At 53.8% G+C, this 15,710-nt stretch carries 16 protein-coding genes and 1 other annotated feature; of the genes, 8 read left to right on the forward strand and 8 right to left on the reverse strand.

What is annotated here, in order from left to right; genetic code table 11:
• Positions 1 to 334: 334 nt before the first annotated feature.
• From clpB to rluD, 3 genes are all read right to left on the reverse strand, one after another.
• Positions 335 to 2,908 (reverse strand): ATP-dependent chaperone ClpB, encoded by a 2,574-nt coding sequence (clpB, locus tag QLG21_RS19145; protein WP_058608431.1) that lies wholly within the window; start codon positions 2,906 to 2,908, stop codon positions 335 to 337.
• 129 nt (positions 2,909 to 3,037) lie between these two features.
• Positions 3,038 to 3,769, reverse strand: a complete 732-nt coding sequence (gene yfiH / locus QLG21_RS19150; RefSeq protein ID WP_282485002.1) for a purine nucleoside phosphorylase YfiH — start codon at positions 3,767 to 3,769, stop codon at positions 3,038 to 3,040.
• Entirely contained in the window at positions 3,766 to 4,746 is a 981-nt protein-coding gene (rluD, locus tag QLG21_RS19155; RefSeq protein ID WP_006178038.1) for a 23S rRNA pseudouridine(1911/1915/1917) synthase RluD, read from the reverse strand. The genes yfiH and rluD overlap by 4 nt, the downstream gene beginning before the upstream one ends.
• Before the next feature lie 131 nt (positions 4,747 to 4,877).
• Between rluD and bamD the strand changes: the two genes are divergently transcribed.
• The 4 genes from bamD (at position 4,878) to pheA (ending at position 7,644) form a co-directional block, all read left to right on the forward strand.
• Complete coding sequence (bamD, locus tag QLG21_RS19160; RefSeq protein ID WP_006178039.1) at positions 4,878 to 5,615, forward strand: outer membrane protein assembly factor BamD; 738 nt, start codon at positions 4,878 to 4,880, stop codon at positions 5,613 to 5,615.
• A gap of 269 nt (positions 5,616 to 5,884) precedes the next feature.
• A complete protein-coding gene (gene raiA / locus QLG21_RS19165; RefSeq protein ID WP_137903881.1) occupies positions 5,885 to 6,226 on the forward strand; it encodes a ribosome-associated translation inhibitor RaiA in 342 nt (113 codons plus the stop codon).
• A gap of 103 nt (positions 6,227 to 6,329) precedes the next feature.
• Positions 6,330 to 6,454: a sequence feature (Phe leader region), on the forward strand.
• Positions 6,331 to 6,378 (forward strand): pheA operon leader peptide PheL, encoded by a 48-nt coding sequence (gene pheL, locus QLG21_RS19170; RefSeq protein WP_001386991.1) that lies wholly within the window; start codon positions 6,331 to 6,333, stop codon positions 6,376 to 6,378. (Overlaps the previous feature by 48 nt.)
• A 29-nt stretch (positions 6,455 to 6,483) precedes the next feature.
• Positions 6,484 to 7,644: a bifunctional chorismate mutase/prephenate dehydratase gene (gene pheA / locus QLG21_RS19175; protein ID WP_282485003.1), complete on the forward strand. Its 1,161-nt coding sequence runs from the start codon at positions 6,484 to 6,486 to the stop codon at positions 7,642 to 7,644.
• On the opposite strand, the gene QLG21_RS19180 is transcribed toward pheA, so the two are convergent.
• Genes QLG21_RS19180 through aroF form a run of 3 tightly spaced genes read right to left on the reverse strand, consistent with a single transcriptional unit; the run spans position 7,641 to position 10,776 of the window.
• Positions 7,641 to 8,513, reverse strand: coding sequence for an SMP-30/gluconolactonase/LRE family protein (locus tag QLG21_RS19180; RefSeq protein WP_282485004.1), 873 nt, complete (start codon positions 8,511 to 8,513; stop codon positions 7,641 to 7,643). The two genes, pheA and QLG21_RS19180, sit on opposite strands and share 4 nt — an antisense overlap.
• Positions 8,514 to 8,573: 60 nt before the next feature.
• On the reverse strand, positions 8,574 to 9,695 hold the full coding sequence (gene tyrA, locus QLG21_RS19185) for a bifunctional chorismate mutase/prephenate dehydrogenase (protein WP_088209387.1): 1,122 nt from the start codon (positions 9,693 to 9,695) through the stop codon (positions 8,574 to 8,576).
• Positions 9,696 to 9,705: 10 nt separating this feature from the next.
• Entirely contained in the window at positions 9,706 to 10,776 is a 1,071-nt protein-coding gene (aroF, locus tag QLG21_RS19190) for a 3-deoxy-7-phosphoheptulonate synthase AroF (protein WP_137903884.1), read from the reverse strand.
• Positions 10,777 to 10,988: 212 nt separating this feature from the next.
• Here aroF and QLG21_RS19195 point away from each other — a divergent pair, with 212 nt between their 5' ends.
• The 4 genes from QLG21_RS19195 (at position 10,989) to QLG21_RS19210 (ending at position 13,763) form a co-directional block, all read left to right on the forward strand.
• Complete coding sequence (locus QLG21_RS19195; RefSeq protein WP_282485005.1) at positions 10,989 to 11,363, forward strand: DUF2799 domain-containing protein; 375 nt, start codon at positions 10,989 to 10,991, stop codon at positions 11,361 to 11,363.
• Between the two features lie 148 nt (positions 11,364 to 11,511).
• Entirely contained in the window at positions 11,512 to 12,051 is a 540-nt protein-coding gene (locus QLG21_RS19200; protein ID WP_282485006.1) for a YfiR family protein, read from the forward strand.
• Positions 12,044 to 13,264 carry a diguanylate cyclase DgcN gene (gene dgcN, locus QLG21_RS19205; protein WP_282485007.1) on the forward strand — a complete coding sequence of 407 codons (1,221 nt, stop codon included), beginning with the start codon at positions 12,044 to 12,046 and terminating at the stop codon, positions 13,262 to 13,264. The genes QLG21_RS19200 and dgcN overlap by 8 nt, the downstream gene beginning before the upstream one ends.
• A 13-nt stretch (positions 13,265 to 13,277) precedes the next feature.
• A complete protein-coding gene (locus QLG21_RS19210) occupies positions 13,278 to 13,763 on the forward strand; it encodes an OmpA family protein (RefSeq protein ID WP_006178048.1) in 486 nt (161 codons plus the stop codon).
• Between the two features lie 2 nt (positions 13,764 to 13,765).
• Here the strand turns inward: QLG21_RS19210 and QLG21_RS19215 are convergent, their stop codons facing one another.
• On the reverse strand, positions 13,766 to 15,136 hold the full coding sequence (locus QLG21_RS19215) for a PepSY-associated TM helix domain-containing protein (RefSeq protein WP_282485008.1): 1,371 nt from the start codon (positions 15,134 to 15,136) through the stop codon (positions 13,766 to 13,768).
• Positions 15,137 to 15,175: 39 nt separating this feature from the next.
• Positions 15,176 to 15,580 (reverse strand): DUF2946 domain-containing protein, encoded by a 405-nt coding sequence (locus tag QLG21_RS19220; RefSeq protein WP_282485009.1) that lies wholly within the window; start codon positions 15,578 to 15,580, stop codon positions 15,176 to 15,178.
• Positions 15,581 to 15,710 lie beyond the last annotated feature (130 nt).

The raw sequence follows: 15,710 nt of genomic DNA on the forward strand, positions 1-15,710 counted from the left end.
CATGTCACTTTGAGTGCCCACACAGATTGTCTGATAAATTGTTAAAGAGCAGTGCCGCTTCGCTTTTCTCAGCGGCGCGGGGTGTGCATATTACGCTTTCCCGCCTCAGAGTCAAGCTTTAATTTCGCTTTTTTCTGCTAACCCGGCGGCGTGTGTGCCGTTGTTCCGTGTCAGTGGAGGCGCATTATAGGGAGTTATTCTGAGGCTGCAAGTGCAAAGTGAAAATTATTTACTGACTGCTCACTTTCCAGGCAAAACACATCTCAGATCTTCATTCTTGCCTGGTTTTTAAACAAAAACGAGCCGCAAGCGGCCCGTTTTTGCGTTTTGTGACTTACTGCACTGCCACAATTCGGTCTTCGTTGGCTTCCAGGCGGATAGCTTTACCCGGAATCAACTCGCCTGACAGTATCTGCTGTGCCAGCGGGTTTTCAATCTGCTGCTGGATAGCACGTTTCAACGGACGCGCCCCGTATACCGGATCGTACCCATTCTCGCTCAGCAGTTTCAGCGCATCGTCGGAGATGTGAATTTCATATCCACGCTCTTCCAGACGTTTGTACAGACGCTGCAGCTGGATCTGCGCAATCGAAGCAATATGTTTCTCACCCAGAGGATGGAACACAACCACTTCATCAATACGGTTGATGAATTCCGGACGGAAGCTATGGCTCACCACGCCCATCACCAGCTCTTTCATATGACCGTAATCCAGTTCGCCAAAGCGTTCCTGAATCAAATCTGAACCCAGGTTCGAGGTCATGATGACCACCGTGTTGCGGAAATCGACCGTTCTCCCCTGCCCGTCTGTAAGACGACCATCGTCCAGAACCTGCAGCAGGATGTTGAAGACATCCGGGTGCGCTTTTTCCACTTCATCCAGCAGGATCACGGAGTAAGGACGACGACGCACCGCTTCCGTCAGATAGCCCCCTTCTTCATAACCCACGTATCCCGGAGGCGCACCGACCAGACGCGAGACGGAGTGTTTCTCCATAAACTCGGACATATCGATACGAACCATTGCGTCATCGCTATCGAACATAAAGTTCGCCAACGCCTTACACAGCTCGGTTTTACCCACACCGGTCGGCCCCAGGAACAGGAACGAGCCGATTGGACGATTCGGATCGGATAACCCCGCGCGGCTACGACGAATGGCATTCGAGACCGCTTCAACCGCCTCGTTTTGACCAATAACGCGATGATGCAGATCCTGTTCCATGCGGAGCAGTTTTTCGCGTTCGCTCTCCAGCATGCGAGCGACCGGAATACCCGTCCAGCGCGCAAGCACTTCGGCAATCTCCGCATCCGTCACTTTATTACGTAACAGACGCATCGTTTTGCCTTCGGACTGCGTAGCAATCTCAAGCTGTTTTTCAAGCTCAGGGATTTTGCCGTACTGCAGTTCAGACATCCGCGCAAGATCGCCGACGCGACGCGCCTGCTCAATAGCGATTTTCGCCTGTTCCAGTTCCGCCTTGATTGTCTGCGTACCGGAGAGTGAAGCTTTCTCCGCTTTCCACTCTTCTTCTAACTCTGAATACTGGCGCTCTTTCTCGTCCAGCTCCTCGTTGAGCATATCCAGACGTTTCTTGCTGGCCTCATCAGACTCTTTCTTCAGCGCCTGCTGCTCCAGCTTGAGCTGAATAATTCGGCGATCGAGTCGGTCCAGTTCTTCCGGTTTCGAGTCAATCTGCATACGGATGCTGGACGCCGCTTCATCGATAAGGTCAATCGCTTTATCCGGCAACTGACGGTCAGCTATATAACGATGCGAAAGCGTCGCCGCCGCCACGATGGCCGGGTCAGTGATCTGCACATGGTGGTGCAGCTCATAACGCTCTTTCAGACCACGCAGGATTGCGATGGTGTCTTCGACGCTTGGCTCAGCCACAAATACTTTCTGGAAGCGACGTTCCAGCGCGGCATCTTTCTCAATGTACTGGCGATACTCATCAAGCGTGGTCGCGCCCACGCAGTGAAGTTCACCGCGCGCCAGCGCAGGTTTCAGCATGTTCCCGGCATCCATCGCACCGTCGGCCTTACCGGCACCCACCATGGTGTGCAGTTCGTCGATAAACAGAATGACGTTACCTTCCTGCTTCGCCAGATCGTTAAGCACGCCTTTCAGACGTTCTTCGAACTCACCGCGGTACTTCGCACCGGCCACCAGCGCACCCATATCCAGCGCCAGTACGCGGCGGCCCTTCAGCCCTTCCGGCACTTCGCCATTCACGATACGCTGCGCCAGCCCTTCAACGATGGCGGTTTTACCGACACCCGGCTCACCGATCAGCACCGGGTTGTTTTTGGTACGGCGCTGCAGAACCTGGATGGTACGGCGAATTTCTTCATCACGGCCGATAACCGGGTCCAGTTTGCCCTGCTCAGCACGCTCGGTCAGATCGACCGTAAATTTTTTCAAAGCCTGACGTTGGTCTTCGGCTCCCTGATCGTTCACGCTTTCACCTCCGCGCATTGTCTCAATCGCCTGAGTCACGTTGGCGGTGGTTGCGCCGGCAGATTTCAACAGGTCGGTCAACGTCCCGCGTGATTCAAGCGCCGCCAGAACAAACAGCTCTGACGAAATAAAGTTGTCCCCACGTTTTTGCGCCAGCTTGTCGCAAAGGTTCAGCACTCGCACCAAATCCTGTGAAGGCTGTACGTCACCACCGGTCCCTTCGACCTGCGGTAAACGGCTCAACGCCTGATCAATTGCCGTGCGTAACTGGCCAGCATTAATGCCAGCTGAGGTTAATAATGGACGTACCGATCCCCCTTCCTGATTCAGTAAGGCGCTCATTAAATGAAGAGGTTCGATGAATTGGTTGTCGTGCCCGAGTGCGAGAGACTGGGCATCGGCGAGAGCAAGCTGGAATTTATTAGTAAGACGATCCAGACGCATAACTCCTCCCATAACAGGTCAAATTTGCTACTGGAGATTAAATGAGGTCATCCCTCAATTATTCAAGGTTAATGACCTGAATTATGTGAAAAGAAAACGGCGCGTACCGGATCGTCTTGATTCTTTAGGTTATATCAGCCAAATGAAACTTGCCATACGCCCCGTCGTCTTGTCACGACGCCAGGAGAAAAAATCACCCGTTTCGGTGACCGTACAGCGATCGCCGCCGAAGATCTGCGTTACCCCGATATTATTCAGGCGCTGGCGTGCAAGCTGATAAATATCGGCCAGATATTTATCGCCCACGGGCGTAAACGCCTCGACCGCCTGCGGATCTTTCTCCATAAACGCTTCGCGAACTTCAGGCCCAACTTCAAACGCGCGTGGGCCGATTGCCGGACCGAGCCAGGCAAGGATATTGGCAGGGTTATCTACGAAACAGGCAACGGTCTCTTCCAGCACGCCCTGACACAGGCCACGCCAGCCCGCATGCGCTGCCGCGACCTCTGTACCCGCACGGTTACAAAACAGAACGGGCAGGCAATCGGCCGTCATAACGGCACAGACTGTTCCTGGAGTATTGCTGTAAGAGGCATCGGCGCGTTTTGAAGCATAGGGTTCCCCTGTTAACTTCAGAACGCCCGTACCGTGAACCTGCTCCAGCCAGACCGGTTTCGAAGGCAAATTCCCCGCAGCAAACAGACGATTGCGGTTCTCTTCGACATGCTCCGGGCTGTCGCCACAATGGGCACCGAGGTTCAACGACGCCCACGGCCCCTGGCTGACGCCACCGATACGGGTCGAACTACAGGCAGCCACGCCTTCAGGCAACGGCCACTCCGGAACAATCAGTTTGGTCATAACCAGTCCACGTGATCCTTATGTTCTTCAAAATCTGCACGCATCGCGTCGATAAGTTCCACCATATCCTGTGGGATAGGCGCATGCCACTCCATTTGAATGCCGGTGACAGGATGGTAAAGACGCAGCATTGTGGCGTGCAGCGCCTGGCGGTCAAATTTACGCAGTACGCTGATAAACTCCTCGGATGCGCCCTTTGGCGGACGCGGGCGACCACCGTAGACCGGATCACCCACCAGCGGATGAGTAATGTGCGCCATATGGACACGGATCTGGTGCGTACGCCCCGTTTCCAGACGCAGACGCAGGCGCGTATGAATGCGGAAATGTTCCATGATGCGGTAATGCGTTACCGCCGGTTTACCCATCGGATGAACGGACATATGGGTGCGCTTTGTTGGGTGACGGCTAATCGGCTCGTCAACCGTGCCGCCAGACGTCATATGACCAATGGCTACCGCTTCATATTCGCGCGTGATTTCGCGCAGCTGCAGGGATTCAACCAGATGGGTCTGGGCCGGAATGGTTTTTGCCACCACCATTAATCCGGTGGTGTCCTTATCCAGACGGTGAACAATCCCGGCGCGAGGAACGTCGATGATTGGCGGATAATAATGGAGAAGCGCGTTAAGCACCGTGCCGTCAGGGTTGCCAGCACCCGGATGAACAACCAGCCCACGCGGCTTATTGATCACCAGAATATCGTCATCTTCATAGACGATGTCCAGCGGGATATCCTGCGGTTCGAAGCGGACGTCTTCTTCAATTTCAACGTTGATGGCGACAGCTTCTCCACCAAACACTTTCTCTTTTGGCTTGTCCCAGATCTTGCCGTTTACCAGCACGCGCTGGTCAAGGATCCATTCTTTTATGCGTGAACGCGAATAATCAGGGAACAATTCGGCCAAAGCTTGATCTAAGCGTTGACCGAGCTGATTTTCGGAGACTGTTGCGGTGAGTTCTACTCGTTGTGCCATAAACTGCTTCTTCGTTTAACGTTGGGTTTTACGGCTTTGCCGTTTAATATAGTGTGCTATTGTAGCTGGTCTTAATCGGGAGCAGGAACAGAGATTCTCCCGGACAAACATTTGAGGAAAGTCAAAACGTCATGACGCGCATGAAATATCTGGTGGCAGCGGCCACGTTGAGCCTGGCTTTGGTGGGCTGCTCCGGTTCAAATGAACAGGTCCCTGACAATCCGCCGAATGAAATCTATGCGACTGCACAACAAAAACTGCAGGACGGTAACTGGAAACAGGCGATAACGCAACTGGAAGCGCTGGATAATCGCTATCCGTTTGGCCCGTATTCGCAACAGGTACAGTTAGATCTCATCTACGCCTATTACAAAAATGCCGATCTGCCGCTGGCTCAGGCCACTATCGATCGCTTCATGCGTTTGAATCCAACTCATCCTAACATCGATTATGTCATGTACATGCGTGGCCTGACTAATATGGCGCTGGATGACAGTGCATTGCAGGGCTTCTTCGGCGTGGATCGCTCTGACCGTGACCCGCAGCACGCGCGTGACGCCTTCAACGACTTCTCAAAACTGGTGCGCGGTTATCCGAACAGTCAGTACATCACTGACGCCACCAAACGTCTGGTGTTCCTGAAAGACCGTCTGGCTAAATACGAATACTCTGTGGCGGAATACTACACTCGCCGTGGCGCCTGGGTTGCGGTGGTTAACCGTGTCGAAGGCATGCTGCGCGACTATCCGGACACGCAGGCTACACGTGATGGCCTGAAGCTGATGGAGAACGCTTACCGTCAGATGCAAATGACCGGACAGGCTGAAAAAGTGGCTAAAATCATCGCCGCAAACAGCAGCAATACCTGATACAGGTTCAAACGCAAAACGGCAGCCCTGGGGCTGCCGTTTTTTTATTCATTTTCGTTTACGTCTGAAGCGCGTTGGATTCAACACAACCCGTCAACTATGACCGCAATTCCTGACTTCGACAAGGTAAATCTCGCCTCTTCCTGCCCTGCCTCACAAAATAATACGGTTGACAAAAAGTGACAAAAATACGTGATTTAGATCACACAATTTGACATTCGAAGAGGTATGCTGGAATCACCAAGACGGAAAGACAAGAGGTAAAATTTATGCCAATGAACATTACCAGTAAACAAATGGAAATTACTCCGGCAATTCGCCAGCACGTCGCAGACCGTCTCGCCAAACTGGATAAATGGCAAACACATTTGATTAACCCACATATCATTCTGTCTAAGGAGCCGCAGGGTTTCATCGCTGACGCAACTATCAATACTCCAAACGGCCATCTGGTCGCCAGCGCGAAGCATGAGGATATGTACACCGCTATCAACGATTTGATCAACAAGCTGGAACGGCAGCTCAATAAAGTGCAACACAAAGGTGAAGCCCGTCGCGCCGCAACATCGGTGAAAGACGCCAGCTTCGCGGAAGAAGTTGAAGAAGAGTAATCCTTTAAATTGAGTGTACCGCCAACGCGCCTTCGGGCGCGTTTTTTATTGACAGGATGAAAACAGTACGGGTACTTTAACGGTATCAATTTCAGGATGACCCTATGAAACATACGCCGTTTTTCTTCGCATTCTTTTTTACCTTCCCCTGATTGGGAGGCGTTTCGTCGTGTGATAAAGAATGCGAAGACGAACAACAAGGCCTCCCAACCGGGAGGCCTTTTTTATTGATAACGATAAATGAGACAGACAACACTATGACACCGGAAAACCCGTTACTGGACCTGCGCGTAAAGATAAGCGCGCTGGACGAAAAATTACTGGCCCTGCTGGCCGAGCGACGCACTCTGGCAGTGGAAGTTGGCAAAGCCAAGCTGGATTCACACCGCCCCGTGCGCGATATCGACCGCGAGCGCGATCTGCTTGAACGTCTGATCCACCTCGGCAAAGCGCATCATCTTGATGCGCATTACATTACCCGCCTGTTCCAGCTCATCATTGAAGATTCTGTTCTGACCCAGCAGGCGCTGCTGCAACAGCATCTGAACAAGACCAATCCACACTCCGCGCGTATCGCGTTTCTGGGGCCAAAAGGCTCTTACTCACATCTGGCGGCACGTCAGTATGCGGCCCGCCATTTCGAAGAGTTTATCGAAAGCGGCTGCGCGAAGTTTGCCGACATTTTTAATCAGGTTGAAACTGGCCAGGCGGATTACGCCGTGGTCCCCATTGAAAACACCAGCTCCGGCGCGATTAACGACGTGTACGACCTGCTGCAACACACCACCCTGTCTCTGGTTGGCGAGCTGACGATCCCAATTGACCACTGCGTGCTGGTCTCCGGCTCGACGGATTTGAATAAAATTGAGACGGTCTACAGCCATCCGCAACCTTTCCAGCAGTGCAGCCAGTTCCTGAACCGCTATCCACACTGGAAAATCGAGTACACCGAAAGCACATCAGCGGCGATGGAAAAGGTCGCTCAGGCCAATTCCCCGTCCGTTGCCGCCCTCGGCAGTGAAGCAGGCGGTGCGCTGTATGGCCTGCAGGTGCTGGAGCGAAATCTGGCTAACCAGACGCAAAATATCACCCGCTTCGTGGTGCTGGCACGCAAGGCGATCGATGTGTCAGAGCAGGTCCCCGCTAAAACCACCCTGCTGATGGCGACCGGTCAACAGGCAGGTGCGCTGGTTGAAGCCCTGCTGGTTCTGCGTAATCACAATCTGATCATGACCCGGCTGGAGTCCCGCCCAATTAACGGCAACCCGTGGGAAGAGATGTTTTATCTTGATATCCAGGCTAACCTGGAGTCTGCATCCATGCAGAAAGCCCTGCGTGAGCTTGGCAAGATCACGCGTTCCATGAAAGTTCTGGGCTGCTATCCGAGCGAAAACGTAGTGCCGGTCGACCCGGCTTAACGTTCGATAAACCGGCTTTTCTTCACACCTGCCACGCTGACGGGCAGGGTGAAGATCGCCCCTGAGAGCGGATATTTCGCCAGCTCTTCCTCGTCCATATTTTCCCGCGTGGTGGTGATAAACAACGTTTTCATATCCTCTCCACCAAAACAGACCATCGTCGGGCAGCGCACCGGCAGCCGATATTCTTCAAGCTGCTCACCCTGGGGCGAAAACCGCGCGATACGCCAGCCGTCAAACAACGCGCTCCAGTAACAGCCTTCAATGTCCGTCGCCGCACCATCAGGTATGCCCTCACCCTCTTTAAAGCGACGAAATACGTCACGTTGACCCGGCTCACCCTGCTCGTCCAGCGGCGTTCGGTAAATCACGCCGTTTGGCGTGTCGGCGGTAAACATCCATTTTTTATCCTGAGTAAACGCAAGGCCGTTGTGTCCCTGGATGTCCCACTGGATGACTTTAGGCGTCAGGTCGTTATCAATGCGCATCAGCATGGCACCGTTGTAGTCGCCTGGCCCCCAAAAGGTGCCCGCGTAGAAACGCCCTGCACTGTCGGTGCCTCCATCATTAAAACGCGCCAACTGCGGGTTAGAGGGGTTATCGCAGACCTTTTGCCGGAGCAGACCATGCTTGTCGGTCAGCCAGATGGCGTTACGCATCGCAACAATAAAACCGCCGTTTTCACGCAGGGCAAAACAGCCCACCTCTTCGTGAAACGAAAGTACAGTATGTTCCGCAGTGGCGATATGAAAGCGGTGGATCTCGCCTTCGAGAATATCCGCCCAGTAGAGCGCCTGCTCTTCCTCGCTCCACGTCGGGCATTCCGGCAGGTGGCCGGTGTAATTTAACAGCAGCTGTGGTTCGGACATGACAGTTCCCCAAAATGAAAAAAGCCAGCATTGCTGGCTTTCAGTATATACATCATCGCATTACTGGCGACTGTCATTTGCCTGTCGCAACAGCGTGCGGCTTTCGCTCTGGAACCGCGTCGCATAATCACCGAACCAGTGCTCAACCTTACGGAAGCTGTCGATGAACGCCTGCTTATCGCCGTGCTCCAGCAAGGTGATGGCTTCACCAAAGCGCCGGTAGTAGCGTTTGATCAGCGCGAGGTTATTCTCCGAGGACATAATAATGTCGGCATACAGCTGCGGATCCTGCGCAAACAGCCGCCCGACCATCGCAAGCTCCAGACGATAGATCGGCGAAGAGAGCGCAAGCAGTTGTTCAAGCTGAACGTTCTCTTCTGCCAAGTGCAGCCCGTAGGCAAAGGTGGCAAAGTGGCGCAGCGCCTGGATAAACGCCATGTTCTGGTCGTGCTCCACGGCGCTGATGCGATGCAAACGCGCGCCCCACACCTGAATCTGTTCCAGGAACCACTGATAGGCTTCTGGCTGACGACCATCGCAGTACACCACCACCTGTTTCGCCAGGCTGCCACTGTCCGGGCCAAACATCGGATGCAGCCCAAGAACAGGGCCACTGTGCGCTGCCAGCATCGCCTGTAGCGGACCATTTTTGACCGAGGCCAGATCGACCAGGATACAGTCGTCCGGCAACGGAGGAAGTTTCCCAACGATCTGCTCCGTTACGTGGATAGGCACGCTAACGATAACCATCCCCGCATCGGCGGTCAGCTCCGGCGCGCGCGCCCAGTCTTCTTTTTCCAGAATGCGCACCTGATAGCCGGAAAGCGTCAGCATCTTCTCAAACAGTCGGCCCATCTGACCACCGCCGCCCACAATCACCACAGGTCGTAGCGACGGGCAGAGTGTCTTGAAGCCTTTGTCGTTTTCGCTGGAATAGGATTCACGCATAACGCGGCGCAGAACGTCTTCAATTAAATCAGGCGAGACGCCCAGCGCCTGTGCTTCTTTACGGCGGGAGGCCAGCATTGACGCTTCGCGCTCCGGGACATAAATCGGCAAGCCGTACTGGCTTTTAACTTCACCTACCTCGGCAACCAGCGCCATACGGCGCGCCAGCAGCTCCAGCAGCGCCTTGTCCACTTCATCTATTTGATCGCGTAACGCGGTCAATTCAGCAACCATAACTAACCTCTTAAACCAGACGCGTCGACAGCTGGCCGCTTAAATCTTTATGGATCTCACGCAGCAGCGCATCGGTGGTTTCCCAGCTGATGCAGGCATCCGTCACGGATACGCCATGCTTCATTGCGCTGCGCGGTTGTTCTGATGACTGATTACCTTCATGAATATTACTTTCAATCATCAGACCGATAATAGAACGGTTGCCATCTTTGATCTGCGCGATCACAGACTCTGCCACCGCAGGCTGTCGACGGTAATCTTTATTGGAATTACCATGGCTGCAATCTACCATCAGAGCCGGGCGCAGTCCCGCCTGTTCCATCTCTTTTTCACACTGTGCCACGTCCGCCGGGCTGTAGTTCGGTGCTTTACCGCCGCGCAGGATCACATGTCCATCCGGGTTGCCCTGGGTTTGCAGCAGGCAAACCTGCCCTGCCTGGTTGATTCCAACAAAGCGGTGTGGCATCGCAGCGGCGCGCATTGCGTTGATTGCCGTCGCCAGGCTGCCGTCGGTACCGTTTTTAAAGCCAACCGGCATAGAGAGGCCAGAGGCCATCTCACGGTGAGTTTGTGATTCCGTGGTGCGTGCACCAATCGCAGACCAGCTAAACAGATCGCCAAGGTATTGCGGACTGTTCGGATCCAGCGCTTCGGTTGCCAGCGGCAGCCCCATGCTGACCAGCTCCACCAGCAGGCTACGCGCTATCTTCAGGCCTGCTTCCACATCAAACGAGCCATCCATGTGCGGGTCGTTGATCAACCCTTTCCAGCCAACGGTCGTACGTGGCTTTTCAAAATAGACGCGCATCACCAGATAGAGGCTATCGCTGACCTCCTCCGCTAATGTTTTAAACCGACGAGCGTACTCAATGGCGGCTTCAGGATCGTGAATAGAGCAAGGGCCACAGACCACCAGCAGGCGCGGATCGCGACCGGCAATGATGTCAGAAATGGTCTGGCGAGAGTGCTCAATTTGAGCCTCTTGTGCCGCGCTCAGCGGAAACTCCGCTTTCAGCTGATCCGGAGTAATCAAAATCTGTTCGTCGGTAATGTGTACGTTATTCAGCGCGTCTTTTTGCATGATGGCAGTCCTGTAAAGCTCGTTTGCGATAGTGGTTTCCTCTAAGAGGTGAAGCAACGATACCACATCAAGTAAAGATTTCAATCCAAAATACGTACAGATATGTTTACAAAAACCATTTGTTAGCAAAAATCAGGCGTCAAAATCGTAAACTTAAAATTACATCTCCGATTATCTTATGAGGCTATGCTGATAAGAAAAGGAGAATAACTATGCGTGCAATCGCATCTGCACTATTGATGCTGTGTCTGGCAGGCTGCCAGATTAACCCGTACACCTTTCAACCCGACTGGACGAGTCCTGACTGGTTTACCGCAGGGAAAGAGGACGCCATGAACGGCTTGCCTGCTAAAGATAACGCGGCCCTGGCCGATAACCTTAACGACAGGCATGTCGATCGACATGCCTATTTGCGCGGCTACGCCGATGGTCAAAAAAGAGTCTGCGAAGAAGAATTTATTCACGCCTGGGGATTAGCGGGAAAATCATTCCCGGCCAGCTGTGAAGGTACAGAAAACGCCCTGAAGCTGCACAAGGCGTGGCAAAAAGGAATGGATGACAGCATTAAAAGCAGTCGGCTTAATTGATTATTCAGCATTCACAAGAAATGCAACTGTAAGATTTTACCTACAGCACAGCAGGAATTTTCTGACATAATGACGGCTATATTAAACGACGTTATTCTGCCATCACGTTGTTAAGGCATCTGGCCCCTGAGCGATATGGCGGATTCTGATGAGAAAATCATTCTTGATCTCTTTATCACGGCTCACTCTGGCGCTCCTGTTGCTTCTTTTTATGGGTCAGGCAGCCGCAGTCGCCTTAACAGAAACGGATAAATCGGTTCGTTCTATTGTATCGGGTATCGTCAGTTACACCCGCTGGCCAGCCCTCGCAGGCCAGCCTGTGCTCTGTATTTACGCCTCTTCGCGCTATAGCCAGGCGCTCAGCACCCGGAATGAGGGGCAGAGCGTTTTGCCTTATACACCCGTCATTGTACGCAACGATCAAGAAGCACTCTCAGCAACATGCGACGCCATTTATTTCGGCTCGGAATCACCGGCAAAGCAGCTTGAATTAATAAGCCAGTATCAGGGCCGGGCATTGCTGTTACTTTCAGAGCAGAACCCGGAATGCGTTATTGGCAGCGCCTTTTGTCTGGTATTTGAAGGTGGCCGGGTTAGGTTTTCCGTCAATCTGGATGCGCTATCGCGCAGTGGCGTAAGAGTCAATCCGGATGTATTAATGCTTGCACGGAATACAAAGCATGAATAAGGATTTCACTTCAGCACCACGTCCGACGTTTAAAAGAACGCTGAGGCGTATCAATATGATAAGCGTAATAGTAACAATGACGTTTATATGGTTGTTACTCAGCTTTGCTTCCGTCGTGACATTAAAGGAATACGCCCAAAAGAATCTCGAATTAACGGGGGCGACCATGAGTCACAATCTGGAAGCCTCCCTGGTTTTCAACGATTCATTGGCGGCAAATGAAACCCTCACCACCCTTGGCAAGCAGGGGCAGTTCGCCGCAGCGGAAGTGCTCAACGTTCATGAGAAACGCTTCGCATACTGGTCCTGGAACCCGCAGGATAATAGCGACACCCTGGGCACGCTGGTTAGCCGCTGGCTGTTTCCCAATCCGGTTTCACAGCCAATTATGCACAACGGAAGCAAGATCGGCGAAATTCGCCTGACCGCACGCGACAGTCTGATCGGCCATTTCCTCTGGATGTCGTTTGCGGTTCTCACCGGCTGCATTCTTTTAGCCTCTGCCGTTGCCCTTACCCTGACGCGCTCGTTACACCATGGCATGGTCATCGCCATGCAGAACATTACCGATGTCGTTCATGATGTGCGCACCAACCGCAACTTCTCGCGGCGTGTAAAGGAAGGGCGTATCGAAGAGTTCCATCAGTTCGGTGAAGATTTCAACAGCCTGCTGGATGAGATGGAAGAATGGCAGCTTAAGCTTCAGGCAAAGAATGCCCAGCTTCTGCGTACCGCCATGCACGATCCCCTGACAGGCCTTGCAAACCGGGCGGCATTTCGTAACAGCATTGCCGCTCTGATGAATGATGTATCCGCTAAGGCACATTCCGCCCTGCTGTTCCTGGATGGCGACAACTTCAAATATATCAACGACACCTGGGGCCATGCCGCAGGCGACGGCGTGCTGATTGATGTCGCCGAAAGAATGGTCGAGTTCGGACAAAAGCGTCACCGGTCTTACCGTCTCGGCGGGGACGAATTTGCGATGATCCTGTACGGCGTCCATTCAGAAAATGAGGTTCAGCACATTTGCGCTGCCCTGGCGCAACGGTTCATTCGTCCGTTTGATGTTCATAACGGGCACACAGCATCAATGTCACTCAGCATTGGCTATGCTCTGGCGTGGGAAAATGCCTCCGTGGAGGTATTACTGGAGCAGGCCGACCGCAACATGTACCTGGTGAAAAACCAGCGAACCAAAACACTCTCTTAGAAAGGAATACGGTATGTTAAAGCGATACCTCGCGCCCCTGTTTATGGCATCACTTGTCCTGGCAGGCTGTCAGGCCCCGCCAAAAGGGAAATTCACCGCCGAGCAAATCGCCGCCATGCAGTCCTACGGTTTCAATGAATTGAACGGGGACTGGTCTCTGGGCCTGTCAGATAAGATCCTGTTTGATAAAAACGATGCCAGACTACGCCCGGAAAGCGAAACGCAAATCCGGACCATGGCTTCCCGCCTTGCGGCGACCGGTTTAAACCATGCGCGAATGGACGGACATACGGATAACTACGGAGAAGAGAGCTACAACGAAGCACTTTCGTTAAAACGCGCTAATGCCGTTGCCGACGCCTGGGCGAAAGGGGCAAATATCCCCCGTGGCAATCTCACCACGCAGGGACTCGGCAAAAAATATCCCGTTGCCAGCAACAGTACCCCACAAGGGCGTGCTGAAAACCGCCGGGTTGCGGTGGTCATCAGCACGCCATAGGGTTATTTAACGGATGATTCAGCGAGCGACACGCCTGATGCCGCTCGCCAGCACAGCCAGTCGATGACGATAAAGATTGCCAGACTCACGCCCATCACCGGCAGCGCCAGTCCCAGCAGGACGCTTATCATCACCGTCACTCCCCTTCCCCATCCCGACAACGCCAGCCAGCTCTGACAGAGCGTTTGCACCGGGTTCACCGCTGAGTTTGCCGGACGGCGCATCCACCACATCCGGTATCCCCAGAGGATCAGTACGCACAGCGCAGTTCCAAACGCGATAAGCAGCAACTGATTCACCAGGCCAAACAGAATGCCCATGTGGAAATCCACTCCCCAGCGGGTGAGTTTTGCCATTAGCGGGAAGTCAGCGAAGCGGGTGCTGTCCGTAACCTGCATTGAGTGCGGATCAACGGCAACGGCGTCCACCTGGGTCGGCCAGCGGCGATCGATTTCAGTCACCGTCCAGGCCCGATCGGCCATTTTTGCCGGGCGGATCTCCAGCTTACTGGCGTCAATCCCGGCCTTGCGGGCAGAGTGCAAAACGCCATCAAACAGCGTCATATCCAGCGCCATTTCTGGCATCTTCATTCCGGCATGGTGTCCGTGGTGCTCAGCATGTTCATCAAGCTCTTCCGGTAAGCCTGTGAGGGCGGTGTTCACCTGCGGCGTGAGCCAGTTCATCCCAGCGCGCAGCTTATCCACATTGCCCCCGGCCAGTTGCGACCATGTCAGACCGGTAGCCGAAAAAAGCAACATCCCGCCCAGCAGGATCCAGCCTAATGTGACATGTAAACGCCGACGATTCTGGAAGCGGTTGTTAATGCGCCGCTTAGGGCGAGTGAAAAACCACAGGGCGATACCGCCGAGCGCGGCAATCCACATCCATGAGGCTGCCAGCTCGCTGTAGAGACGTCCAACATCACCCAGCATCAGCGAAGTATGCAGATAATCAATGGTCTGACGCAGCGGCAAAATCCCGCTGGTGCCGTACACCGTCATATCGCCCAGCACCGCCAGGCTAACCGGATCGATAAAGACAGCCCGGTTTTCCGATGGCCCAAGCGTTGGGTCGGCAAACATCACCCGGGTAGTGTCGCCATCGGACAGCCCCGGGCGAACGGCGTGCAAACGCAGCTCTTTACCCACGACGTTTTCCGCCACGGCAATTTGCGCCCCCAGTGGCTGAGGTTCACCCACGTTATCCGTATGCAGCGCGTGACGGTAGAGCGCATTTTCCAGCTGCGGTGTCGCCACGTACAGCGTGCCGGTCAGCGCGGCGAAGAAGATAAACGGACCAACAAATAGCCCGACATAGAAATGAAGTCGACGCAGCAGGTTTCCCCATGCCGCGCGCGGAGTGCAGGTTGTCATACTTTTCCTTTTTCAGGCAAAAAGTTATCGATTTTGTTTTTAAAGGGAAAAAGCAGATCTACGCGGCGGCGCGCGGGTATCAGGATAGAGCCAGGGGAAAAAGTGCCAGTGACTGACCGCCTGCCGTGGCGGCCTCACGCGAAGCCGTTGCACTAGCGCAACGAGCAGGACGATCAGCGCCAGCATCATGCCCGGCACATGCGCCATCAGCACGCAATAGCCACACGCTTCGGCATGATCGACGGGGAGCGAGTGCTGCATGTCGCCGTGATGCTCATCCATCGACATCATGCTCATATCATGATGCATGCCCGGCATGGCGCTCATGGGATTTTTTTGCAGCGCAACGGAGATAAGCGGTGCCACGACGATCAGCAGGATCGCGAACAGCGCGGTCAATGCCGCTGTGCGTTTCCAGGTATGCTGATGCAGTACGTTATTCACTTACCCTCCGTTAAAGAGGCAAGCATTGTAAACGATTTATCACAAAAGAGTTAACGCGAGGAGTGCGATGAAATAAAAAAGGGCCAGCCTTTCGGCCAGCCCCTTTAACAGGATGTCGCTTAAGCGAATC

Source organism: Enterobacter sp. V87_3 (genome assembly GCF_029967835.1).
Classification (GTDB): Bacteria; Pseudomonadota; Gammaproteobacteria; order Enterobacterales; family Enterobacteriaceae; genus Enterobacter; species Enterobacter cancerogenus.

What these genes read in the sequence shown, in the direction of transcription:
- clpB (WP_058608431.1), bottom strand. Translation starts at nt 2,908, where the DNA reads ATGCGTCTGGATCGTCTTACTAATAAATTCCAGCTTGCTCTCGCCGAT.
- yfiH (WP_282485002.1), bottom strand. Translation starts at nt 3,769, where the DNA reads ATGACCAAACTGATTGTTCCGGAGTGGCCGTTGCCTGAAGGCGTGGCT.
- rluD (WP_006178038.1), bottom strand. Translation starts at nt 4,746, where the DNA reads ATGGCACAACGAGTAGAACTCACCGCAACAGTCTCCGAAAATCAGCTC.
- bamD (WP_006178039.1), top strand. Translation starts at nt 4,878, where the DNA reads ATGACGCGCATGAAATATCTGGTGGCAGCGGCCACGTTGAGCCTGGCT.
- raiA (WP_137903881.1), top strand. Translation starts at nt 5,885, where the DNA reads ATGCCAATGAACATTACCAGTAAACAAATGGAAATTACTCCGGCAATT.
- pheA (WP_282485003.1), top strand. Translation starts at nt 6,484, where the DNA reads ATGACACCGGAAAACCCGTTACTGGACCTGCGCGTAAAGATAAGCGCG.
- QLG21_RS19180 (WP_282485004.1), bottom strand. Translation starts at nt 8,513, where the DNA reads ATGTCCGAACCACAGCTGCTGTTAAATTACACCGGCCACCTGCCGGAA.
- tyrA (WP_088209387.1), bottom strand. Translation starts at nt 9,695, where the DNA reads ATGGTTGCTGAATTGACCGCGTTACGCGATCAAATAGATGAAGTGGAC.
- aroF (WP_137903884.1), bottom strand. Translation starts at nt 10,776, where the DNA reads ATGCAAAAAGACGCGCTGAATAACGTACACATTACCGACGAACAGATT.
- QLG21_RS19195 (WP_282485005.1), top strand. Translation starts at nt 10,989, where the DNA reads ATGCGTGCAATCGCATCTGCACTATTGATGCTGTGTCTGGCAGGCTGC.
- QLG21_RS19200 (WP_282485006.1), top strand. Translation starts at nt 11,512, where the DNA reads ATGAGAAAATCATTCTTGATCTCTTTATCACGGCTCACTCTGGCGCTC.
- dgcN (WP_282485007.1), top strand. Translation starts at nt 12,044, where the DNA reads ATGAATAAGGATTTCACTTCAGCACCACGTCCGACGTTTAAAAGAACG.
- QLG21_RS19210 (WP_006178048.1), top strand. Translation starts at nt 13,278, where the DNA reads ATGTTAAAGCGATACCTCGCGCCCCTGTTTATGGCATCACTTGTCCTG.
- QLG21_RS19215 (WP_282485008.1), bottom strand. Translation starts at nt 15,136, where the DNA reads ATGACAACCTGCACTCCGCGCGCGGCATGGGGAAACCTGCTGCGTCGA.